This is a genomic window from Pedobacter nototheniae (assembly GCF_032678625.1).
GTDB lineage: Bacteria > Bacteroidota > Bacteroidia > Sphingobacteriales > Sphingobacteriaceae > Pedobacter > Pedobacter nototheniae_A.
In genome coordinates this window covers 1-22,891 of sequence record NZ_JAVTSO010000006.1, presented here as the reverse complement: position 1 = coordinate 22,891, position 22,891 = coordinate 1, and the positions used below count along the sequence as shown (strand labels likewise).

Annotated in this window: 20 protein-coding genes; 12 read left to right on the top strand and 8 right to left on the bottom strand. The window is 37.4% G+C overall.

Annotated elements, in window-relative coordinates; translation table 11 throughout:
• The first annotated feature begins 1 nt into the window (after position 1).
• From R2Q77_RS16730 to R2Q77_RS16700, 7 genes are all read left to right on the top strand, one after another.
• The gene (locus R2Q77_RS16730) at positions 2-1,159 is read left to right on the top strand and encodes a glycosyltransferase family 4 protein (RefSeq protein ID WP_316804869.1); all 1,158 of its coding nucleotides are present in this window, start codon (positions 2-4) and stop codon (positions 1,157-1,159) included.
• Complete coding sequence (locus R2Q77_RS16725; RefSeq protein WP_316804868.1) at positions 1,149-2,555, top strand: exosortase Y-associated Wzy-like protein; 1,407 nt, start codon at positions 1,149-1,151, stop codon at positions 2,553-2,555. The genes R2Q77_RS16730 and R2Q77_RS16725 overlap by 11 nt, the downstream gene beginning before the upstream one ends.
• On the top strand, positions 2,552-3,721 hold the full coding sequence (locus R2Q77_RS16720; protein ID WP_316804867.1) for an XrtY-associated glycosyltransferase XYAG1: 1,170 nt from the start codon (positions 2,552-2,554) through the stop codon (positions 3,719-3,721). The genes R2Q77_RS16725 and R2Q77_RS16720 overlap by 4 nt, the downstream gene beginning before the upstream one ends.
• A complete protein-coding gene (locus R2Q77_RS16715) occupies positions 3,714-4,604 on the top strand; it encodes a glycosyltransferase family 2 protein (protein WP_316804866.1) in 891 nt (296 codons plus the stop codon). The genes R2Q77_RS16720 and R2Q77_RS16715 overlap by 8 nt, the downstream gene beginning before the upstream one ends.
• Complete coding sequence (gene xrtY / locus R2Q77_RS16710; protein WP_316804865.1) at positions 4,594-5,196, top strand: exosortase Y; 603 nt, start codon at positions 4,594-4,596, stop codon at positions 5,194-5,196. The genes R2Q77_RS16715 and xrtY overlap by 11 nt, the downstream gene beginning before the upstream one ends.
• Complete coding sequence (locus R2Q77_RS16705) at positions 5,189-5,740, top strand: WcaF family extracellular polysaccharide biosynthesis acetyltransferase (RefSeq protein WP_316804864.1); 552 nt, start codon at positions 5,189-5,191, stop codon at positions 5,738-5,740. Before xrtY ends, R2Q77_RS16705 begins: the two co-directional genes overlap by 8 nt.
• 115 nt (positions 5,741-5,855) lie before the next feature.
• Entirely contained in the window at positions 5,856-6,293 is a 438-nt protein-coding gene (locus R2Q77_RS16700; protein ID WP_316804863.1) for a DoxX family protein, read from the top strand.
• A 136-nt stretch (positions 6,294-6,429) separates the two neighbouring features.
• On the opposite strand, the gene treF is transcribed toward R2Q77_RS16700, so the two are convergent.
• Entirely contained in the window at positions 6,430-7,989 is a 1,560-nt protein-coding gene (gene treF / locus R2Q77_RS16695) for an alpha,alpha-trehalase TreF (RefSeq protein ID WP_316804862.1), read from the bottom strand.
• Positions 7,990-8,133: 144 nt separating this feature from the next.
• On the opposite strand from treF, the gene R2Q77_RS16690 reads away from it, so the two are divergent.
• Positions 8,134-8,316 (top strand): hypothetical protein, encoded by a 183-nt coding sequence (locus tag R2Q77_RS16690; RefSeq protein ID WP_316804861.1) that lies wholly within the window; start codon positions 8,134-8,136, stop codon positions 8,314-8,316.
• A gap of 35 nt (positions 8,317-8,351) precedes the next feature.
• A complete protein-coding gene (locus R2Q77_RS16685; protein ID WP_316804860.1) occupies positions 8,352-9,641 on the top strand; it encodes a gluconate:H+ symporter in 1,290 nt (429 codons plus the stop codon).
• A 9-nt stretch (positions 9,642-9,650) separates the two neighbouring features.
• Here R2Q77_RS16685 and R2Q77_RS16680 read toward each other — a convergent pair whose 3' ends face one another.
• Positions 9,651-11,024, bottom strand: coding sequence for an NAD-dependent succinate-semialdehyde dehydrogenase (locus R2Q77_RS16680; protein ID WP_316804859.1), 1,374 nt, complete (start codon positions 11,022-11,024; stop codon positions 9,651-9,653).
• A 66-nt stretch (positions 11,025-11,090) separates the two neighbouring features.
• Positions 11,091-11,777, bottom strand: coding sequence for an arylesterase (locus tag R2Q77_RS16675; protein WP_316804858.1), 687 nt, complete (start codon positions 11,775-11,777; stop codon positions 11,091-11,093).
• Positions 11,778-11,877: 100 nt separating this feature from the next.
• On the opposite strand from R2Q77_RS16675, the gene R2Q77_RS16670 reads away from it, so the two are divergent.
• Both R2Q77_RS16670 and R2Q77_RS16665 read left to right on the top strand, forming a co-directional pair.
• The gene (locus R2Q77_RS16670) at positions 11,878-12,567 is read left to right on the top strand and encodes an ABC transporter ATP-binding protein (RefSeq protein WP_316804857.1); all 690 of its coding nucleotides are present in this window, start codon (positions 11,878-11,880) and stop codon (positions 12,565-12,567) included.
• Positions 12,560-15,100, top strand: a complete 2,541-nt coding sequence (locus R2Q77_RS16665) for an ABC transporter permease (protein WP_316804856.1) — start codon at positions 12,560-12,562, stop codon at positions 15,098-15,100. The genes R2Q77_RS16670 and R2Q77_RS16665 overlap by 8 nt, the downstream gene beginning before the upstream one ends.
• A 137-nt stretch (positions 15,101-15,237) precedes the next feature.
• Here R2Q77_RS16665 and R2Q77_RS16660 read toward each other — a convergent pair whose 3' ends face one another.
• From R2Q77_RS16660 to R2Q77_RS16645, 4 genes are all read right to left on the bottom strand, one after another.
• Positions 15,238-17,685, bottom strand: a complete 2,448-nt coding sequence (locus tag R2Q77_RS16660; RefSeq protein ID WP_316804855.1) for a TonB-dependent receptor — start codon at positions 17,683-17,685, stop codon at positions 15,238-15,240.
• Positions 17,686-17,713: 28 nt separating this feature from the next.
• On the bottom strand, positions 17,714-19,579 hold the full coding sequence (locus R2Q77_RS16655; RefSeq protein WP_316804854.1) for a M56 family metallopeptidase: 1,866 nt from the start codon (positions 19,577-19,579) through the stop codon (positions 17,714-17,716).
• A 35-nt stretch (positions 19,580-19,614) separates the two neighbouring features.
• The gene (locus tag R2Q77_RS16650; protein ID WP_316804853.1) at positions 19,615-20,004 is read right to left on the bottom strand and encodes a BlaI/MecI/CopY family transcriptional regulator; all 390 of its coding nucleotides are present in this window, start codon (positions 20,002-20,004) and stop codon (positions 19,615-19,617) included.
• Between the two features lie 187 nt (positions 20,005-20,191).
• Positions 20,192-21,046, bottom strand: a complete 855-nt coding sequence (locus tag R2Q77_RS16645) for an NAD(P)-dependent oxidoreductase (protein WP_316804852.1) — start codon at positions 21,044-21,046, stop codon at positions 20,192-20,194.
• 131 nt (positions 21,047-21,177) lie between these two features.
• On the opposite strand from R2Q77_RS16645, the gene R2Q77_RS16640 reads away from it, so the two are divergent.
• Positions 21,178-22,281, top strand: a complete 1,104-nt coding sequence (locus R2Q77_RS16640; protein ID WP_316804851.1) for a DNA alkylation repair protein — start codon at positions 21,178-21,180, stop codon at positions 22,279-22,281.
• On the opposite strand, the gene R2Q77_RS16635 is transcribed toward R2Q77_RS16640, so the two are convergent.
• Positions 22,282-22,734, bottom strand: coding sequence for an NUDIX hydrolase (locus R2Q77_RS16635; protein ID WP_316804850.1), 453 nt, complete (start codon positions 22,732-22,734; stop codon positions 22,282-22,284).
• Positions 22,735-22,891: the final 157 nt, after the last annotated feature.

The window sequence follows — 22,891 nt, the reverse complement described above, 5'->3', positions numbered from 1 at the left end:
TATGCCTTTTCGTTTAGCCATCCTGGTTTCGCACCCTATACAATATTACGCCCCGGTATTTAAGCTTTTGGCAGCAGACGAATCGTTAGATTTAAAGGTGTTTTATACACTCGGTCATGATAACATTGAAGACAAAGGGTTTGGAAAAAATATCATCTGGGATGTTCCCTTATTGGAAGGTTATGAATATGAATTTCTTGAAAACACATCAAGTCAGCCCGGAAGCCATCATTACAAGGGCATCAAAAACCCTGATATTATAGCAAAAATTAACGCCTTTAAACCTGATGCTCTTTTAGTTTATGGATGGTCGTACAAAAGCCACCTCAAGGCCATCAGCTATTTTCATGGCAAAATACCAATTTGGTTTAGAGGGGATAGCACATTATTAAATAATCAGCCAGCCTGGAAAAAGATAATCAGAAGATTTTTTTTAAGCAGGATATATAAAAAAATCGACCTAGCCTTTTATGTTGGCGCCAATAATAAGGCTTATTTTTTAGCGGCCGGATTAGCAGAAAGTCAGTTGAAACATGCGCCACACGCCATTGATAACAAACGTTTTACCGAAAACAGAAATACAGAAGCTTTAAAACTAAGAACAGAATTAGGCCTTAGTGAACAAGATGCACTGGTTGTTTTTGCCGGTAAGTTAGCGCCTGTAAAAAATCCAGAATTATTATTAGATGCTTTTATCAGCTTAAATCAACCCAATACCCATTTGTTACTGGTTGGTAATGGCATTTTGGAGAATAGCTTGAAAAGTAAAGTTCAAAAATTGAGTACAAATAACATTACCTTTATAGACTTCCAAAATCAAAGCCAAATGCCTATTATTTACCAAGCCTGTGATGTTTTCTGTTTACCCTCTTTGAACGAAACCTGGGGATTAGCAGTAAATGAAGCTATGGCAGCAGGTAAGCCTGTTCTGGTTTCTGATGCTGTAGGGTGTGCGGTTGATTTGGTTGAAAATAAAATAAACGGACTGATTTTTAAAAGCCAAAACTTACCAGATTTAATACAATCGCTCAAAAGCTTATTCCATGATAAAAAGGAAATAAAATCGATGGGTTTAGCATCTTATCATAAAATACAAAGCTGGTCGTTCGAAGAACAAGTTTTAGCAATAAAAAAACAAATTAAAATTAATGCTTGCTAAGAATTTTTTTGCCTTTACATTTTTATACATTCCGTTTGTATTATCCTTTTTGTTTAAGGATTTACCGCATACATCTTACCTGATTGCCTGGTTTGGATCTTTCTTTATATTTTACATGGCCTTTAGCGGGCGGTTAAAAAAACTGCCTGATGATTTACCCGTGCTGCAGCAACTTTTAAGGCCTATATTTTTGTTACATGTAATTTTTGTTGGTTACATGGCCTGTACTTCTATTTTCTATTATGTAAATGCACTTGGCTACGAATATTTTAAACTGGTTAATAAGAGTTTTTTAAACAGTTATTTATTTGAAGATATTGCTAAATGCCAAAGATATTATGTTCTTGGTCATGCTGCCCTGGTACATGGCATCCTATTTAAAATGGATTATAACTTTAATAAGAAATACTTACTCAGGGTAGGTTCAATGAGCAGTTTTTTATTCCAGTTATCCATAATTTGTTTACCCCTGGGTCTGCTTTTTGAAAAAATTAGTTTTCTTAATCAATTTAGCGTACAATTAAACGGATTGAGTTTTGTAGCTGGCACCATTGCATTTGCATTTGCACTATACGAAAGAAAAAATACCTTAATACTATTAACCGCATTACTTTTTCTGGCTAACTTGTTAAAAATCTCTGTATCTGGCTATAAAGAACCCATTATCATTTGTTTTCTGCTACTCGGCATTTTTCTTATCCCTGTTTACGGAAAAAAAATAATTCCACTATTTACAGTAATTTTAATTGCTTTATTTATTCTGTTACCCACATTTATAGGGGCTTACAGAGGGGTGGCGTTTTCTGGAGGCGGGCTTATTGAAGCGCGTGATAAAGGCTTAGATGCTGTATTTGACAAAGGAAATCTTTCGCAAGACCTTGAACAAAACTATTGGTCTTTTTTAACCAACCGGCTATCAGAAATAGATATGTTTATTGGTTTTACCAAAAGCACTCCTCAGTTTATACCATACTATAAATATGATTTGGTAGAGCAAGGCATACAATCCATTATACCAAGAGCGCTTTGGTCTGCCAAACCTGTAACCGAAAACCTGGTTATGGACCGGGTGTACAGGGCCGGAATTATTAGTGATAATTCTGCTGTTTCGGCAAAACCTGCTTACATAGTTGATTGTTTTCTTTCTTATGGATATCCAGGGATTTGGATTGGCTTGTTTTTATTTGGCTACATCGCACAATTTATAAGCAGAAAAGCAGAGATGTTATTCGGAGGATATTTTTTAGGTTCAGCCGTAATGTTTGCCGGCTTATTTCAGTTATTTTGGCGAGGCAACAGTTTCGAATTTATGTTTAATTCTGTATTCTGGAGCTACATAACCATGCTTATTATTTTTAACATACTAAAAGCCAAAGCTTTTTTAATTAAATATTGAAAATAATCCATATTACAGCTTCCTATAAGCCGGCGTATATTTACGGTGGCCCGATCCAATCCGTTGGTATTTTATGCGAGCAACTCCGTGTCTATGGCAAAAAACTCAATTGCGAAATTGAACTACTAACGACTACTGCCAACGGAAAAACTGAATTGGATGTTATACCTGGCAAAACCTATCAGGTTAATGGCGTTTCGGTTAGATATTTTAACCGTTTAACTAAAGATCATACACATTTTTCACCTTCTTTGCTCCATGCATTGGCTAAGGAAATTAAGAAGAATAAAGAACAAAAACTTGTGATTCATATTCATGCCTGGTGGAACCTGGTTTCCATATTAAGCTGTCTGGTTGCGAAGTGGTATAAAATTCCTGTTGTACTTTCGCCCAGGGGAATGTTAACAAGTTATACTCTAAGCAACAGGAATGGTTTTACTAAGGATAAGATTCATCGTTTTTTAGGGGAAAAATTATTGGAATATTCCCGGATTCATGCCACAAGCGAAAAAGAAAAAGCAGATATTTTAAGTTTAATTCATCCAAAAAGTATTATTGTTATACCCAATATGGTAAACTTTCCTACAGCGCAAATAAACCGTGGTATTTCCAAGCCCAATGATCCATTTAAATTAATTTTTCTCTCTCGTATTGAGGAGAAAAAAGGTTTGGAATTATTGTTTGATGCACTATCTACAATAAAAATGGAATGGAGTTTAACCCTGGCCGGGAGCGGCGAAGCAATTTACCTCAATAAGCTCAAAACACAAATTAAGACTTTAGGGATACAAGATCATATCAGCTGGATTGGCCAAGTTAGCAACGAACACAAATTTAACCTGATGGCTAAACATGATTTATTAGTGTTAACCTCTTTTAATGAGAACTTTGCAAATGTAGTTATCGAAAGTTTAAGTGTGGGTACTCCGGCACTTATTTCAAAGCAGGTTGGGCTGGCCGATTATGTAGATTCAAAAGGGCTTGGCTGGATTACTAACTTGGATGTTGAAAGTATTCGCAAAAACATTTTATCCGCATACGCCGATCGTCAAAAAAGGCAATTTATAAATGAAACGGCACATCACATCATAAATACTGATTTTAATCCGGAGAAAATAACCGGGCAGTATATGGATTTATATCAAAGTATTGAAAATTTTGAATAAGAATTTTAGTTTTATCGTATTAACTTTTAATGAGGAAATTCATTTACCCAGGCTACTGGAATCAATTAAAGATTTGAATGCGCCCTTATATATTATGGACAGTGGCAGTACAGATAAAACACTCTGTATTGCTAAGGATTATCATGCTGAAATCAAAACAAATCCCTTTATTAACCATCCTTTACAGTGGAACCATGCATTGAAGAGTTTCGACATTAATACCCCCTGGACAATTGGTCTTGATGCCGATCAAATTGTTAGCCCCGAGCTTTTTAAACGCCTTGCCGAATTTAAAGATATGGAACATCAGGATATTAACGGGATTTACTTTAACCGCAAAAACTACTTTCAAGGTCAATGGATTAGATTTGGAGGATATTATCCATTTTATCTATTAAAAATGTTTAGAACTGCGGTAGGTTTCTCAGATTTGAACGAGAATATGGATCATCGTTTTATTGTTACCGGTCAAACAATGATTTGGAAAGAAGGATGTATAATTGAAGAAAACTTAAAAGAAAATGATCTCAACTTTTGGCTATCAAAACACCAAAGATACAGTGACCTGATTGCGGCAGAGGAAATTGAAAGAGCCCAGAATTTAAGAGTTCAAACATTAAAACCTACCCTTTTGGGCAATCCTGATGAACAACGGGCATGGTTAAAAAGATTATGGTGGAAATTGCCACTTGGTTTACGCCCCTATTTGTATTTTAGTTATCGGATGTTATTTAAACTGGGTATATTTGATGGTATAACAGGAATTAAGTTTCATTATTTACAGGGGTTTTGGTTTAGAAAATTAGTTGATAAAAAAATTAAATTATTGAAAAAAGAAATCACCCTAAAATCGAAGTCCGAAATAAAAAAATATGACAACTGAAGAAGCTAAAAAGCAAGCTAATAAAAAAGCAATTAAATTTATAATTACATTATTTGTACTGTATATATTCTTTAGCCAGGGGAATTTATTTATGAACAGTGTAATGAATCCCGAAGGGAAATACTACAATGCTTTTATTGCTACGCATCTGGATTATATTCAGGCCCTAAAAACGGCTTTGATTAAACCTGCTGTATGGATTATAAAATTATTTGGCTTTTACGCCATTCATAACGAAATGGATGTTATGGTTATTGACGGTCCATATTTAAGGATAAATTATTCCTGCCTGGGCCTGGGTGTGATGAGTTTTCTGGCAGCTTTTGTGCTGGCCTTTCCTGCATCGTGGAAATCGACTTTAAAAATGCTTGTTATTGGTATGGTTACCATATATGTACTTAACATTTTACGAATTGCAGGACTGGGCGTTTTACTGGGTTTCTTTAAATCACAACGCAACAACTTCACCTACCATCACGAAGTATTTAACATTATTGTGTACGTATGCATTTTTGCAATGTTATACTTATGGATTAAAAGAAACCCTGCATTTGATAAAAATGCAACTAAAACCGACCTAATTAGTGCTTAATACACAACTACGTAAAAATTTCAATATCGGTTCCTTCAATGTAGGAGCTTCTACACTCAAACAATTTATTTGGTATTTTACAAGTATTTTTTTTTTTAAAAGCAGGATTGTGCCATTTAGCAATATTTTAGTTTTTTTATTGCGTTTGTTTGGGGCTAAGATTGGTAGAGAGGTTAGAATTAAGCCGGGCATTTACATCAAATACCCATGGAAATTAGATATTGGTGATTATAGCTGGCTTGCTGATTGTTACCTGGAAAACCTTGATGTGATTAAAATTGGCAAAAACTGCTGCATTTCCCAGCAAGCGATGTTAATAACAGGGAATCATGATTTTACAAGAACAACCTTTGATTTAATAACAAAACCTATTTTTTTAGAAGATGGCGTTTGGGTTGGAGCAGGAGCTAAAGTTTCTCCGGGGCTAACCTTGGGTAGCCATTCTGTACTTTCTATGGGCAGCGTAGCCACAAAAAACCTGGAAACCTATAGCATTTACCAAGGTAACCCGGCGGTTAAAATAAAAGATCGGATTATTAAATAAAACATAGAAAAGCTGTAATACGCTTTTCCCTTTAAAATTTATTAAAGCCGCTAAGCGGCTTTTTTGTTATCCTTAAATAATTTCCGTAAATTGATATAACCAAAATATAGAAATTATGAACATGCTCAAAAAAATCCAAAACTGGGGGGATCACCACCACCCAAAATGGCTCGACTTTTTCAGAATGGTGTTAGGAATTGTTTTAATTTGGAAAGGAGTAGCGTTTGCCCTGAATTTAGATGCTTTTAACGGATTGATGCGTGGTGCAATGCTGGGAACAGCAATCTCAATCAGCCTTTTAGCGCATTTAATTATTGTATTACACATTATTGGTGGTTTGGCAATTGCCCTGGGTACACAAACCAGACTATTTTGTTTACTTAATTTGCCCGTATTAATTGGTGCGGTATTTTTTGTTAATTTATCAGAAAATATTTTCAGACCTTATTCTGAATTTTGGTTTTCTGTAGCTGTTCTCGTTGGCTTGGCTTGCTTTTTAATTGAAGGCAATGGCGTATTATCAATAGAGAACCAGAGAAAATTAAGTGCTTAAATACTTATAAATATAATTTTATATCCTATTTGGAAACCGGACTTTTAATGAAGTCCGGTTTCCTTCCTGTTGTTTTGCCTTGCTTATCTTGCTTATAAAAAGGCCTTGCATGCTGTAATTATTTATAAGCGTGGTGTTATTTTGATTTAAGCCTAAGCAATTTCAGCAAAACACCATTGGTCCAGCCAAAGCCATCCTGCAAAGGGTATTCTCCGCCACCGCCTAAACTTTCAGAGGCTGTAACATCATACTTTTCCATCAGTTTTCCGGTTTGTTTAAATACTTTCACATTTAAATTTATCCAACGGTTTGAAACCGTATCAGCCAATGCATTATAACCGTAATTTCTCATCCCGGTAATACTAATCCATTGCAACGGTGCCCAGGCATTCGGACTATCCCATTGTTCTCCAGATTTATTTAATGTGGTTATTAATCCGCCATTATTTAAAAAGGCCGACTTAATTTTTTCGACAACCGCAGCAGCCTGGGCATTTGAGGCTATCTTAAAAAACAAAGGCGATGTGGCTGCCAGGGTAAGTTGTTTTGAGTATTGCTGTTTCTTCCAGTTATAATCGGTAAAAAACTTTAATGAGGGGTTCCAGCAGTATTTTAATATTGCCTGTTTTCGTTTGGTTGCTTTTGCTGAATATAACTTCGCTTTTGCCAGGTTGCCCTTTTGCGCGTAAGCGGATGCAATTACATTTTCGAGGTTATAAAGCAGCCCATTTAAATCAACGGGGATCAAATCTGTCGTTATAATTTCTCCAAAGGTTTTACCATCGGCAAACCATCTGGTGCTAAAATCCCATCCAGACTCTGCAGCCGAGCGTACATTTCTGTAAAAATCTGCTTTTACCTGGTTTGTTTTTTGAGCAGATTTTAAATCCTCTGCATAAGATTCTTCTCTGGGTACGCTGCCCGAATCCCAATATCTGTTTAAAATGGTACCATCTTTAAATTTTACAACATGATTTATGGCCTTCCCATTTTGAAGTTTTTCTACACCCTTCATCCAGAAGGCATATTCCTTCTCTAAAGCTTCGCTGTAATCGCTTATTTTAACAGACGAATCACCCGCTGCAAGAAGTTGTACCATTAAGGCAAAAAATGGTGGCTGCGATCGGGTTAAATAATAGGTTCGGTTACCGTTGGGTATAAAGCCATAATTTTGAATTAGCCATGCAAAATTATCGACCATATTTTTTATCAGTTCTTTTTTGCCCGCCTCTTTCAGGCCAAGCATGGTGAAATACGAATCCCAATAGTAAATTTCTCTAAAACGCCCGCCTGGCACGATATAAGCATTTGGCAATGGAATAAGTGAGGTTTGAAATTCAACAGTCGCATCAGGTTTCCTTTTAAGCACCGTCCATAAAGTATCCAGGTGTTTTTCTATACCGGCCTGTATATCTGAAGTATAATGTACACTGTGGCTTTCGGGGGCAGTAAAATTTTCATCTATAAAAGATTTTAGATCAAATGCTTTCCTGCTTTTCTGAAATTGGTAATCCTCCATAATTTCCTTGGGCAATCTTTTTGGAGTTGCATCCGGAAAAGACTTTCCATCCGGATAAATTCCGCTAAGCTGCACCTGTTCAAATAATCCTGGATAAAGTTGCCGAGGACTTAAATTCTTTTGCGCTGAAACCGATAAACTAATAAGAAACAGGAATGATAACAGAATCTTTTTCATGGCAAATAGTAAAGTAATTTAAAATCAGTAAGAAATTGGAGCAGAAACCTTCATGTAAATATTCTTCGAGGTGAGAACTCCAATGTTCCAATATAAATAAAACATACGGGATAAATAAAAAACCTTTATCCCTATATTTACTACATGATTAGATTATTTAACGAAATGCCCACCGAAATTTTACAGGATGTTAAAGTGGGCGATGTGGTTACAGATACTTTTAGCAAAACCGGATTGGTGGAAAGCATTAACATCAGCGATGACGGTTTATACAGAATTTATGAATTTACCCTCGTTACCGGCCGAAGCATTACCGTTAAGAAGTAATCGAGCGCCCTGTTCTAATCTAATAAACCTATTTTATGCAGCTATTTATTGTACTTTTTGGAATTTTACTACTTTTTGTACTGATTTTAAAAAAGCTAAACCCTATGATTGCCTTACTGGCCGTAGCCATTGTTACGGGCTTATTTTTAGGTATGCCTGCAACCAATGTAATGGCTTCAGTAAGCAATGGGATTGGCAGCACTTTAGGCAGCATGGTTATGGTACTTGCCCTGGGTGCCATGATGGGAAAATTAATTGAGGATAGTGGTTCCGCAAAAAAAATTGTATTTATCCTAATCCGTGCATTTGGACAAAAAAATATACAATGGGCGGTTTTACTAACGGGTATACTGGTGGGTATTCCACTTTTCTACAATGCAGGTTTTGTAGTTCTCATTCCGCTGGTATTTGCCATTGCATCTGCAACAGGCCTATCAAAATTGTATGTTGGCATTCCCATGGCAGCGGCCCTGTCTGTAACCCATGGTTTTCTGCCTCCACATCCCGGCCCGGTAGCACTTGCAGGCATATTTCATGCAGATATAGGTAAAACATTAATTTACGGGCTGATATTAAGCATTCCGATTGCAATTATCGCTGGTGTATATTTCCCCAGGCTTATTGTAAAGCGTACAGCCACTCTACATTCGTTTAGCATGGATCAGGAAGTCAATCTTCCTTCGGGTTTAAAAAGTTTTATTACGGCTTTACTTCCCGTATTTTTAATCATTGCCGGAACCATTGGAAACAGCATAAAAATAGATTATGCTGTAAAACCAATTTTCACCTTCCTTGCCGACCCAACTTCTGCCTTATTGATTTCAGTTTTGCTTACCCTCCTTATTCAGGGCGGAAGCGTTGTTAAGGCGATGGAATCTTGTACAGAAGGTGTAAAAAGTATTGCGATGATTGTATTAATTATAGCAGCTGGTGGTGCTTTTAAACAAATTTTAGTAGATAGTGGTGTTGGAGAAACCGTTAAAACACTTACAGCGGGCTTAAATCTTTCACCGCTTTTGTTAGCCTGGCTTATTACCGCTTCGCTACGCATTACACTGGGATCAGCAACTGTAGCGGCACTTACCGCATCTGGTATGGTATTACCCCTTATCGGCCCTACTGCTTCACCAGAATTGATGGTACTGGCGGTTGGTGCAGGCAGCCTTATGTTTTCGCATGTTAACGATACTGGCTTCTGGATGTTTAAAGAATATTTCAACCTCACTTTGAAGCAAACCTTTGCTACCTGGACCACGATGGAAAGTATTGTTTCTGTTTTAGGCTTACTCGGTGTGTTGCTGTTAAATCAGTTCAATTTTCTTTAATGGTTCATCCTATTTTATATAAACAGTTTTAATGTTTACAAATTCGTGAATCCCAAACATGCCCAATTCGCGGCCATAACCCGATTGATTAATGCCACCAAAAGGCAAAGCCGGATCGGATTTTACACCCTCGTTTACAAAACAAGAACCTGCGGACAACCGGTTTTTCGCAATATCTTCTGCCACTTCTTTATCCGCTGTAAACACCGCTGCGCCTAACCCAAAGGGTGTATCATTGGCTATAAAAATGGCATCATCTGTATCCTTAGCGGTAATAATGGCGGCTACAGGTCCAAAAATCTCTTCATCGTAGGCCAATATTCCTTTCTTTACACCTTTTAAAATGGTTGGGGGATAAAAAGCATGTTCGCCCTCCATATCTGGAATTTCACCACCCAAAATACATTCGGCGCCTTGTTTTATACAGGCTAATACTTGTTCATGAAGTTCGTCGCGCAGTTCAACTCTCGACATTGGTCCTAAATCTGTTCCTTCCTGCAAGGGATCTCCCATTTTTTTTGAGGCCATGTGTGCTTTGAAAAGCCCGGTAAATGTTTCTTCAACTTCTTTAACCACAATAAATCTTTTTGCGGCAATGCAGCTTTGTCCGTTATTAATTAAACGGGCTTCGGCACATACTTTAGCGGCCATGGCTAAGTCCGCGTCAGCAAGTACAATGTAGGGATCGCTTCCCCCCAGTTCTAATACCGTTTTCTTTAAAAACTGACCTGCATGTGCCGCAACTTTTTTACCGGCTTCTGTACTTCCGGTAAGGGTTACTGCTTTTATTAAAGGGTGTTCTATTACTTTATCAATTGCTTTGCTTCCTGTAATTAAAACGTCGAAAACAGGATGATCAAAACCTGCTTCTATAATCACATCACGAATGGCTATGGCACAACCCATAACTCCTGATGCATGCTTAAGGATTCCTCCATTTCCGGCTATTAAAGCAGGGGCAACAAAACGAAACACTTGCCAAAAGGGAAAATTCCAAGGCATTATAGCCAAAACCACACCAATTGGCCTAAAACTTACATAACTTTTTTGTGCGTCTGTTTTAATCAATTGATCTGCTAAAAACTGTTCTCCATTTTCAGCATAGTATTTGCAAACTGATGCGCATTTTAACACTTCAGCAACTCCTGCTTTCAGGGGTTTACCCATTTCTAAGGCCATTAGCTTAGCCAGTTCTTCCTTCCTCCGGGTTAATATTTCTGCAATTTTTAAAAGTTGCTTTGCCCGGTATTGATAACCTGTTTGTTTATATTCGAGCCAACCCGAGTGTACTTTTTCAATTTTCGCAGCAATTTGTGCCTCTGTATCTACAGTATAGGCTTTTATTTTTGATCCGTTTAAAGGATTGATAGATTCAATTGTCATAATACATTTATTATAAGCCAACAACTGGTTAGGAAAATGGTGTTAAAAATTATCTGAAATGGATTATTATTTCAACAAATCCTTTAAAACAACCCAAACATTTTCTGCCAGGATTTTATCGCCCTCTGCTGTTGGGTGAATGCCATCTGCCTGATTAAGCCTGGGAATGCCACCAACCTTATCCAATAAAAAAGGAATTAACGCCATCTTATTTTTCCTGGCAAGTTCAGGAAATATGTTTTTAAAATCCGTAGCATATTTGGCGCCCATATTTGGTGGAATCTGCATACCGGCTAAAACCAGTTTAGCATCAGGATATTTACCTTTTACCCGATCAATAATATCCTGCAGGTTTTTAATGGTCTGATCAACCGGCAGCCCTCTCAAGCCATCATTTGAACCCAATTCCAACACAAAAATATCTACTGGCTGTTTCAATAACCAATCAATCCTGCCTTTGCCACCAGCAGAAGTTTCGCCACTCAGGCCCGCATTTATAACTTTGTATGGAAGTTTTAAAGAATCTATCCTGTTTTGGATCAATGCAGGATAAGCTTCTGTAGGATCAAGGCCATAACCAGCGGTAAGGCTTGTACCAAAAAAAAGTATATTTTTAGTTTTCACATCAGATTTTTTGGCCGCTCGGTCAGTTGAATCTAAAGTTTTAGTATTATTGGTTTTATTCTGCTGATTTCCGCAGGAAGCGAAGAAGACGGTCAAAACAATTAATCCCATCAGGCGTTTTCGTAACATATACAAGTATTTTTATCTAATTATAAATTAGTAATTTAACAGGCAACAAGTACATAATGTTTGTCGCTTAATCTTCATTTAAAATTAAAATCCCCATCCATTGGAAAGTATCTTAAACATTCGAAATGTAAGTAAAATTTATCAAAGTGCCGGTCGGGAATTAACCGTTCTGGATCAAATTAACTTTTCAATTACAGCAGGTTCTACCGTAGCCATCACGGGTCCATCGGGAAGTGGAAAAACCACTTTATTAGGTTTATGTGCAGGCTTAGATCAATCGAGTAGTGGCAGTGTGGAATTAAATCAAATTGCTTTAGAGCAATTAAATGAAGATGAACGTGCTGCTGTACGAAATAAATATGTGGGTTTTATTTTTCAGAATTTCCAACTGCTTCCCACGCTTACGGCTTTAGAAAATGTTATGGTGCCGCTGGAATTACGTGGTGCAAAAAACATTAAAAACCAGGCACTCGAACTTTTGGATAAAGTTGGCTTAGTTAACCGTTCGCATCATTATCCGGTACAGTTATCGGGCGGTGAGCAACAACGGGTTTCTTTGGCAAGGGCCTTTTCCAATCAGCCCGCAATCCTTTTTGCCGATGAACCCACAGGCAACCTTGATGCTGAAACCAGCGAAAAAATAATTAAACTTTTATTTGACTTAAACAAGGATGCCGGCACAACATTGGTTATTGTAACGCACGACCTGGAACTTGCCGCCCGCACCAGCCGAATCATTAAAATAAAAGGAGGCTTAATTCAATCAGACGAAAGCCAGCGCCATGCCTAATCCATCCGTTACCACTCAAAAAATCAGTACATCCTGGCTATTTAAAATGGCCTGGAGGGATAGCCGCAGAAACCGGTCAAGGTTATTCTTATTTATTTCGTCTATCATTTTAGGCATTGCAGCTTTAGTTGCCGTTTATTCTTTTAAAGATAACCTGCAAAGGGATATAGACCAGCAGGCTAAAGAGTTAACCGGTGCCGACCTGATTATAGAAAGCCGCAAGGCAATTAGTAAAAATACGCAGGCCATGCTGGATACACTGGGCGATGAACAATCTCAGGAAAAAAGCTTTGGTTCTATGATTTACTTTTTAAAAGGCAATGGCAGCAGATTGGTGCAAATTAAAGCTTTAAAAGGTAAATATCCATATTATGGCACCATAGAAACCAATCCGCTGAGTGCTGCAAAAACGTTTCAAAATGGCAGAGATGTACTTGTTGATCAAACATTAATGCTCCAATACAATGCTAAAGTTGGCGATTCGGTAAAAATTGGTGAGCTCAATTTCCGGATTGCAGGCATTTTAAATAAAGCACCGGGGCAAACCGGAATTTCATCAAGCATTGCACCTATAGTTTATATTCCTTTTCAATATCTGGATCAAACCAAGTTAATCCAATTGGGAAGCCGGGTAATTAACCGCTTTTATTATCGATACAACAATCCTTCATCTGTTGATGCTTTTGTTAAAAAAATGCAGCCGCGATTTGACCAGGAAAGCCTTGATCCTGAAACGGTGGAATCAAGAAAAACACAAACCGGACGATCGTTTCGGGATGTAAACCGATTTCTGGCTTTATCAGGTTTTATAGCTTTATTGTTGGGCTGTATTGGTGTTGGTAGCGCCATTCATGTTTATATCCAGGAAAAACTAAGTGCCATAGCTACATTACGATGTTTAGGATTAAAAGCTAAGGATGCCTTTTTCATTTATTTAATCCAGGTTTCTATAATAGGTTTTATTGCCGCATTTTTAGGGTCAGCGTTGGGTACAATTATCCAGTTTCTGTTCCCTTTAGTTATGAAAGATTTTATTCCGGTAGAAGTAACCATGCAAATTTCGTGGCTGGCTATCGGACAGGGCATTTTACTTGGCTTAGTTATTTCTATTCTTTTCGCCCTGCCTTCTCTCCTTTCGGTTCGTAAAATTTCGCCTTTAAATGCGATTCGCGCTTCATTTGAAAAAGCTACAGTAAAACGCGATTACTTGTTGTGGTTTGTTAATTTTCTGATGATTCTGTTTGTTTTTGGCTTCACCTATCTTCAAATGAAAGACTGGCTACAAACGCTGATGTTTACCGCTGGTATTTCGGCAGCATTTTTATTGCTGGTTTTATTTTCAAAAGTACTGATGTTTCTGGTGAGGAAGCTGTTGCCAGATTCTTTAAGTTATTTGTGGCGCCAGGGCTTTGCAAATTTGTACCGCCCTAATAACCAAACTTTGATGCTTACGGTTTCTATCGGGCTATCTACCGCGTTTATTTGTACTTTATATTTTGTTCAGGTAATCCTGATTAACCGGGTTACTTTTTCTTCAGGGAAAAACCAGCCGAATATGGCATTGTTTGATATTCAGAATACACAAAAGGAGCCTTTAAATAAACTAACTACTTCCTATCATTTGCCTTTAATGAATCAGGTGCCCGTAATTACCATGCGGATTGAGGAAATTAATGGCAAAAAAGCCAGCGCCGATAGTAGCAACCGCAGTGCTTTTAGAAATGAGATTAGGGCAACCTACCAGGATACACTAACGGCTGCAGAAAAAATAACCGAAGGGACCTGGATTGGAAAAACAGAACCCGGTAAAACCATTTACATCTCCCTGGATCAAATGTTTGCAGAACGAATACAGGTAAAATTAAATGATACTATTTTATTCAATGTGCAGGGCATGATGATTCCAACGGTTGTAGGGAGTTTGCGCGAAATAAACTGGAGCAGGTTACAAACCAATTTCCGTGTTGTATTTCCTGCGGGTGTACTCGAAGATGCACCCCAATTTCATGTATTGATGACCAGAATCCCATCGAGCGAAATTTCGGCAAAGTTTCAGGCGGCAGTTGTGCAGGATTTCCCGAATGTTTCTGTAATTGATTTAGACCTGATTTTAAAATTACTGGATGAATTGCTTGGCAAAATTGGTTTTGTAATCAGGTTTATGGCTGGTTTTAGTATGGCTACCGGGTGGATTGTACTGATTTCGGCGGTATTAACCAGTAAAAACCAGCGTACTAAAGAAAGTATTTTATTGAGAACTATGGGGGCCAGCAGAAAACAAATTTTAACCATTACGGCCATAGAATATTTCTTTTTAGGCTTTTTTGCTTCGGCCGCCGGCTTAATCCTGGCATTGGGCAGTAGCTGGGTTTTGGCTAAATTTCTTTTCGATGTAGCATTTATTCCGCCTTTAGTGCCAACACTTATTTTATTTGGATCGGTTATTTTACTGGTTTTAATTACAGGCGTTTTAAGCAGTAGAAATGTATTGAACCAGCCTCCGCTAAAAATATTAAGGAATGAAGGAAGCTAAGGTCTTTCCCAGGCGTATTAACTCCAAAACAATTATTGCCCCCGGAATAAATAATTCCTGGGGCAATAATTATAAAACCTTGAAAGTTGATCTAAAATTCCGCTCCCTTTCAGCTTGTTATCACAATTGGTTAAATTTTAGTTCTTAACCCTGTTTTTCTCCTCATTTGCACCTGATGATTCGTGTTTGGATGGTGTAGAAAATGCTTTTCCAAAACGGTAGCTGTAGCTTAACACAACCACTCTCGAATCTCCGCGATTGGTCCAGTTGGCTTCTGTATTTGCCAGGTTATTAATTACCCCCACAAATACACGATCTTTAAAAATATCACTTGCCGAAAGCTTTAAAGTACTTTTAGCCGAAAGTTTTTTCTGTACTGCTGCGCCAAATTCGTGAACAGCACCTACCAGAAACTGCACATTGGATAATTTGCTTTGGTAACTAAAATTAGCCTCAGCATTCCAGGTTGGGCTTATTTTCATTTGTAAATTTGGTGCTGTTCTGAAATAAGTACCATTGGTGGATAAAAACCCGGTATAAAAATCAGTTTTGGATATGATGTTGCCCAGTTCTAAGTAAGCATTTAATTTAAGCCATTTCGAAATGTCTATTTCTCCATTTACGGCTATGTTTTTTACCGTTGTTTTACCTACGTTAGCAGGCCTGCTGTAATAAGTTCCATTTAAAATTTCAATGGTTTCATTCACCTCATCACGTACCCAGCTATAGCCAAGCGTTGTTGTTATTTTATTTTTAAACGTGTGAGAAAGTTCTATACTTTGTGTAAAAGCAGGCCTTAAGAAAGGGTTACCTACATAATAGGTAAATTTATCAAGCGGAGAGAAAAAAGGATTTAAATCCTGGTAATACGGACGATCTATTCTTCTTCCATAGTTTAGTCCGAGCTGATTATTCCCGGCTGTATCCAGTTTGTAAGTGAAATAAACTGTCGGAAATAAACTGTTGTATGTTCTTTTAAAACTCGAATCGGGTTTTACCAGATTACCAAGCTGATGTCCGTTTGAAATGGTATTCTCATATCTTAAACCCACTTGCAAAGAGAACCTTTTACCCTCCCTGCTAAAATTTAAATAAAGCGCATTGATATTTTCTTTATACAGAAAGTGATTGCTTTTTTCGTAATCGGCAACTGTTTTATTGTTTGCGTTTATAGCATAATCGGCAATATTATTGGTTTGTGTATAAGCCGTTTTCAGTCCGGCATCTAATTTCCAGTTGTTGGCCAAAGGATGGGAATAATCTGCCTTTGCTGTATAAATATCTATATTGGAAGGTAAATTACCCAATAAAATATCCTGAGATTTTAAAGCCATGTTGGGTAGATAACTGTAATTGTAGTAGGTTTGGTTGGTTTGGTTGCGATACAGCAGGTAATCTGCATCAATGGTTAATTCCCTGCCGGCTTTATCAAATTTATGACGGTAGTTTAAGTTTATACCAGCATTTTGATATAAAATATGATCGATGTTTTCTGCTTTAATTACAGAATCGAGCTGCAAACTTGCATTTGACAAATTGCTTGTATTATTATTAACCTGTTTCGATTTCCGGTTCATGCCCGTAAACACCACCCCCCATGTGGTTTTATCGGATGCATAATAATCCAAACCCGTTTTAAGGTTTAAAGTATTTCCGTGCCTTTTAAAATATGAATTCTGATTGAAATAATAATCCGGGCTACCATCGGCTTTTTTATATTTCCGGTTTAAATCCAGGTCGGTAAAGCTGTTGTTCAAATTGTAGCTTAAATTTCCAAATATGTTGATTTTATCTTTTCTATAGTTAAAATTAAAACTGTTATTGGATCTGGTGAGCTCGCCCTGATTCAGTGCCAGGTTAATGCCTCCGTTAAAACCTGCAATCTTTGTTTTTTTAGTTTTGATGTTGATTACGCCTGCATTGCCTGCTGCATCATATTTCGCCGGTGGATTCGTCATTAATTCAACCTGATCGAGTGAAGAAGAAGGCAAAGACTTTAAATAATTTTCGAGATCAGCGCCGGATAAATACGTTGGTTTATCATCAATAAAAATGGCAACACCGTTTTTTCCCTTTAAAGTAATGTTGCCATTCTGATCAACATTTACACCAGGCGATTTGCTTAAAACATCCAGAGCGGTGCTTCCGGCATTAGAAATCAGGGCATCTACATTTACAACCGTTCTATCTATCTTCCGTTCTACAAAAGCCTTTTGCGCCGTCACATTTACTTCTTTAAGATTGGTGGCTCCGGTACTTATTTTTAAGTCGCCAAGGTTAATTTCTGTGTGATTTGCATCCAATAAAATCGTTTCGGTTTTATAAACAGGTGAACCCAAAACAGCAACTTTAATTTGATATTTGCCATAACTTAATTTCACAAAGCTAAAAAGTCCGTCTGTTTCTGTAAATGTTGTTTTAAGCAAGGTAGAATCTCTCATTAAAGCTACTGTTGCAAATTCTATATTTTTCAGTTCTGCATCTTTTACATGTCCGAAAATCTTAGTTTCCGGTTGTTGAGCATACACGAAAGTTGAAGCAAAACAAAGCCCTGCGGCTAAAAATGCCGTTAATTTAAATTTCATACTATTTTTTTTATTTCGGTCTTAGAATCTATTTTTTAGCATTAGACTCGTAATTGTATACTAAAGACCTGTTATCTGTTTTAAGATATTTTGACTTATATTTTTTGTGCAAAGCTGATGATTGTTTTACACCATTAACAATTAAATTGTCTTTATCCAGCATATAAGATAACTTATTGGTTTGGCTTACTACGCCATCCCTCATCAATTCGCTGTTTATTTCATCGGTATAATCCTTTCCATCTCCATTGGTTATAGAAACTGAACGGTAGGTACGTTCGGTATTTGATGTTGTTTTGGTTCCATCATTTTTTAAAGTAACCGGAGGCAGTGGCGCTGCTGGTGGAGTCACCATTGTAACTGGTGTTAATGGCGTTGGAGGTGTTGGAGGTGTTGGAGGAGTAGGTGGCGTATTTGGGGTTTTTGGAGAAGGGACATAAACCGGTACGGGTGGTGTTGGTGGAACAGGCAGGTTTTTCCCGTCTCTTGCATAACGTTTTGCGTCTTCAGCATATTGTGCGGCATCTTTTGCATATTGTGCCGCATCTCTTGCATACTGTTTCTGATCTTCTGCATGCCTTTTTTGGTTTTTGAGGTAGTTTGAATCATCTACAACACGTTGTTTATCTGCAATTGCCAAGGCTTTGTCATTCTTAATTAACTGCTCATCCAAAATACGAACTTTATCAGAAATTGCCTTTTCTAAATCCACTGGTGATTGCTTCTCCGCTTTTCCGCCTTTGCTTTTAACCGCTGCAGACTTTTTAGTGGTATCCTGAGTACTTACACTTTCCTGTAATGTTGTAATTGCTGTAGAAATGTGTTTTTTAATGCTATTTTTTGCTTGTTCTGCATTTTTAAATGCAGCCGTGCACAACACAACAAATACGAGTGCAACGGTTAAAATTGTCTTTTCCATCTTATTTAGGGTTGATTTGGTATTTAACAACATCCTGCTTGCTCTGTGCAGCAGGTTATTTTTTTTGCCGGTAATGGCCATAGCGTAGTTTGGTGCATTTTCTTTAAATTCCTGACAAAAGATTAATGCTTTAACATAATTTTTGCGGTCGTTAATGCAGGCAATTGCCAAATCATCGCAACAGTGTTCTCTTTCAATTTTGATTAATTTTGAAACCCATAATACGGCTGGATTAAAGAAAAACACAATCTCAATAAAGCTTTGCAGAAAATTAACCAGATAATCTTTACGTTTAGTATGCGCCAGTTCGTGAGAAAGAATGGCTTCTACTTCAGGAACTGATAACCCATTGAGCAAACCCAGTGGGATCAGAATTAGCGGCTTAAAATGTCCTACAGCCATCGGCACTTGTGCCAAACCAGATTGCAATAATTTAACAGGTTGATTTATGCCTAATTTCGCGGCAAGTTCTTCTAATTTTTCGTCCCATTTACGCCCTGCAGCATAAACTTTATGGTTTCTTAAATGATATATGGTATTAACACCTACCAATAACTGAATGCTTTTTACGCAGATGATTAAAAACCAGATCATGACTATCTGATAGTTGTACGCATTCCAAAGTGCACGTATTTTATCCAAACTGTCCTGTAACTCTGCTTTGGTCCCATCAGAGATGTGCTGGTTTAAAACATTTGAAACATTAGTTGCTTGTGCCTGGTTATTAAGCAAAGTTTGCGCGGCCACCGATAGGCTTAATTCATTATAAAATATAACACCAATTGCCACTACAAATAGCGCCAAACAAGCGGTTAGTAAATTATAGCGGGTTGTTGCACTTGCTTTACGTGTACTGAAAATGACAACAGCGCTGACGAAAGCCAGGATAACACCAAGCCAGAGGGAGTGAAAAAGCGTAGTGCCTAAAGCATGTAGCCAGTTTTCGGGTAAAAGATTAATTATTTTAAATTCCATAATCGTGGTTCTTCAGAATTTTATTATCTGGTTTATTAATTCATGCCATTCAATAGCCGCTTAATCTCTTCTATGTCTGATTTTGATGTTTTTTCGTTGCCCAAAAGTTGCATCATTAATTTTGAAGCCGAACCTTTGTAAAGGGTATTTACAAAACGATCGAGCAATTGGTCTTTCGTTTTTTCTTCTGCCTCTACCGGGATATAAATATGCTTCATCTGGCTTTCATCCCGCTTTAAGATTCCCTTTTCTGTTAAAATCTGCATTTGCTTAAGCGTTGAGGTATAATTTACTTCTCTATGCTCATTCAGTTTATCGTTTACAAACCGAACTGTTGAAGGACCAAATTCCCACAAAACCTGTAGTATTTCCAGTTCGGCTTTGGTTGGTTCGGGAAGGTTATTTTCAGTTTGATTACTTTTCATAACCTAAAGGTACGATACTTTTCGTACGATGCAAATATTACGATGCTTTTTTTTTATTTTTTTTTTACAATTGGTACTGTTCATCGCATTCACATGCGTTACATAAGGCATAATAAGTTTTTAAAAAAAAGCCTTGCAAGAAATAGATTCAAGCAAGGCCATTTTAATTCCGATCTCCAAGAGATTTTTAGTTTTTTAGTGATTTAATCACCGCAATAAGATCTTCTTCTCCATATACATCCTGAGCATCCTGAAAGGTTTGTAAGGTGGTTTTAGCCAGTGGCGATGAAAGTCCTTCGTTTTTAGCCAGTTTTAAATCCTTAACAATATGTTTTAAGGCAAATGCTGCTTTATAATTATCATTCGCAATCGCATCACCTTTAATTTTTGTAAAAATGTTTCCTATGGCGGCATTATTAATCAGGTTTAATAAATCTTCAGTTTTAATTCCCTGCTCATTGGCGAATAACACCGTTTCGGCCAAACCCTGTGTATAATACGCAAGCAGTGAGTTAATGGCCAGCTTTGCACTGTTGCCCGCTCCTGTATCGCCTACACGCATAGCCATTTTCCCTAATTTTTCCAATACCGGTTTCACTTTTTCAAATGCCTCTTCGTTTCCACCAACCATAATCACCAGCTGGCCACTTTCTGCTTGCTTTACACTTCCTGATACAGGTGCATCTAAATACTCATTTCCACTTTCTTTACAATCTTTTGCCATTTGTTTGGAAATACCAGGCGAAACAGTACTCATGTTAATGATAAATTTCCCTGAAGAATTTGCTTTTAAAAGTCCGTTTTCTCCTTTAAAAATTTCTTCAATAGCCCGGTCATCAGTAACCATTACAAATACTATAGCTGTTTTTTCAATTAACTCAGCAGGCGATAAAGCAATATTGGCGCCCATATCTTTTAGCGCAACTTCTTTTTCTTTATTCCGGTTATAAACGGTTACTGCATAACCCGCTTTTATTAATTGTTCTGCCATTGGGATGCCCATATTGCCTAAACCAATCCAGCCTATTTTCATGTCGTTCATTTTTTTTTATCTCTTAGTAGTTTAACAAATTTGGTAAACAAAAAACTTATATATGTAGATAAATCGTAAAAATGCATTGGATGAAACAAAATATAATTTAAGGTTTAACTTTACAGGCAGATATTAAAAATATGAGCAGCCTTCTTAAAGATTTATATTCTCCTGCCTTTTACGAAAGGTTAAGTAATGTTTTAACGACAACCGTTCCCGGTTTTAGCAAAACGAAATTCATTGAGGAGATTTTTACGCCTGATTTTGAGGCGAAGGAACTTAAGGAAAGAATGAAACATACTTCGAAAGTGCTGCATCAGTTCCTGCCTGAAGATTATCCAAAAACCATTGGCCTTATAAAAAGAACAATTGATCAGTTAAGAATTAAGGGGATTGGAGAAGATGGGCTTGCTTACATGTTTTTACCAGATTATATTGAAACTTACGGCATTGATGACTTTTCAAATTCGGTGGAAGCGCTTGAATTTATTACTCAATTTGTAAGTTGTGAATTTGCTGTTCGCCCGTTTATTTTGAAATATGGAGGGAACATGATTAACGAAATGCAGAAATGGTCGTTGCACGAAAACCATAAAGTACGCAGACTGGCTACAGAAGGTTGCCGGCCAAGATTACCCTGGGCAATGGGCATTCCTGATTTGAAAAAAAATCCAGCAGGCATTCTTCCCATACTGGAAAATCTTAAAAACGACTCTTCTGAATGGGTAAGGCGCAGCGTAGCCAACAACCTAAACGACATTGCTAAAGACCATCCACAAACGGTTTTGGAAATTGCACAAAGGTGGTCGGGCATTAGTAAAGAAACTGATGCAATTGTAAAACACGGCTGCCGTACCTTGCTAAAACAAGGACATGTAGACATTTTAAAACATTACGGCCTTTCTGACGAAGGAATTTTATTATCGGACTTTAAGTTGTTAACGGCTGAGGTTAAAATTGGAGAAAGTCTGGAGTTTTCCTTTTCGGTTGCCAACACTAAACAAACGGAGCAAAAGGTAAGACTTGAATATGCTGTTTATTATAAAAAACTTAACGGGGAGAATACCAAGAAAGTATTTAAAATTTCTGAACGGGTTTATCCGGCCAATTCAAAAACAGCGGTTAGCAGAAAGCAAAAATTTGTTTTAATTACCACCAGAAGGTTTCATCTGGGTACGCATCAAATTTCGGTTATTATAAACGGGGCAGAAAAAGATAAATTAAACTTTGAGTTGCTGGCTTGATTAAATCAGGCTTAACAACTCATCTAAAAATAAAATTTGTTGTTCATTGATTACTTTAACGGCCTCGTCGTATTTAAACCAGCCGGCTTTATCAATTTCAGGGAAACTTTTCATTTTTCCTGAGCGTGGTGGCCATTCCATTTCGAAAGTATTACTTTTCACATCTGCCGATGCAAAATCAGCTACTATTGCCCAGCAAAACACTTTTTTACCTGCTTTTTGAACAACAGGTTTTAATTCGATAAAATCTCCATTTAGTTTAAAACTGGTTTCTTCTTTAAATTCTCTTATTGCGGCAACCAAGGGTTCTTCACCTTCCATAATTTCACCTTTAGAAACGGTCCACCAACCTGCATCTTTTTTAGCAAAGAAAGGCCCGCCGGGGTGTACAAGGAAAAATTCTACCTGGTTGTTTACTTTACGAAAGGGCAATAAGCCGGCACTTTGTTTCATTGAAGCAAGTTAACCGTTTTATTCTAAATCCGTCAACTATATCACTTAGAAGTACCTTGGCGTCATTAAACGGATGTTTCTTTTGTTGAAGAAATAACCAACCGAAATTTCGTGGGTGCCACCGCTATAACCCTGTAATGGACCAATCGAAAAGTCA

Coding starts and splice junctions, on each gene's coding strand:
- R2Q77_RS16675 (WP_316804858.1), bottom strand. CDS start 11,777: ATGTTACGAAAACGCCTGATGGGATTAATTGTTTTGACCGTCTTCTTC.
- R2Q77_RS16665 (WP_316804856.1), top strand. CDS start 12,560: ATGCCTAATCCATCCGTTACCACTCAAAAAATCAGTACATCCTGGCTA.
- R2Q77_RS16700 (WP_316804863.1), top strand. CDS start 5,856: ATGAACATGCTCAAAAAAATCCAAAACTGGGGGGATCACCACCACCCA.
- R2Q77_RS16660 (WP_316804855.1), bottom strand. CDS start 17,685: ATGAAATTTAAATTAACGGCATTTTTAGCCGCAGGGCTTTGTTTTGCT.
- R2Q77_RS16730 (WP_316804869.1), top strand. CDS start 2: ATGCCTTTTCGTTTAGCCATCCTGGTTTCGCACCCTATACAATATTAC.
- R2Q77_RS16650 (WP_316804853.1), bottom strand. CDS start 20,004: ATGAAAAGTAATCAAACTGAAAATAACCTTCCCGAACCAACCAAAGCC.
- R2Q77_RS16640 (WP_316804851.1), top strand. CDS start 21,178: ATGAGCAGCCTTCTTAAAGATTTATATTCTCCTGCCTTTTACGAAAGG.
- R2Q77_RS16685 (WP_316804860.1), top strand. CDS start 8,352: ATGCAGCTATTTATTGTACTTTTTGGAATTTTACTACTTTTTGTACTG.
- R2Q77_RS16725 (WP_316804868.1), top strand. CDS start 1,149: ATGCTTGCTAAGAATTTTTTTGCCTTTACATTTTTATACATTCCGTTT.
- R2Q77_RS16645 (WP_316804852.1), bottom strand. CDS start 21,046: ATGAACGACATGAAAATAGGCTGGATTGGTTTAGGCAATATGGGCATC.
- R2Q77_RS16655 (WP_316804854.1), bottom strand. CDS start 19,579: ATGGAATTTAAAATAATTAATCTTTTACCCGAAAACTGGCTACATGCT.
- xrtY (WP_316804865.1), top strand. CDS start 4,594: ATGACAACTGAAGAAGCTAAAAAGCAAGCTAATAAAAAAGCAATTAAA.
- treF (WP_316804862.1), bottom strand. CDS start 7,989: ATGAAAAAGATTCTGTTATCATTCCTGTTTCTTATTAGTTTATCGGTT.
- R2Q77_RS16635 (WP_316804850.1), bottom strand. CDS start 22,734: ATGAAACAAAGTGCCGGCTTATTGCCCTTTCGTAAAGTAAACAACCAG.
- R2Q77_RS16680 (WP_316804859.1), bottom strand. CDS start 11,024: ATGACAATTGAATCTATCAATCCTTTAAACGGATCAAAAATAAAAGCC.
- R2Q77_RS16690 (WP_316804861.1), top strand. CDS start 8,134: ATGATTAGATTATTTAACGAAATGCCCACCGAAATTTTACAGGATGTT.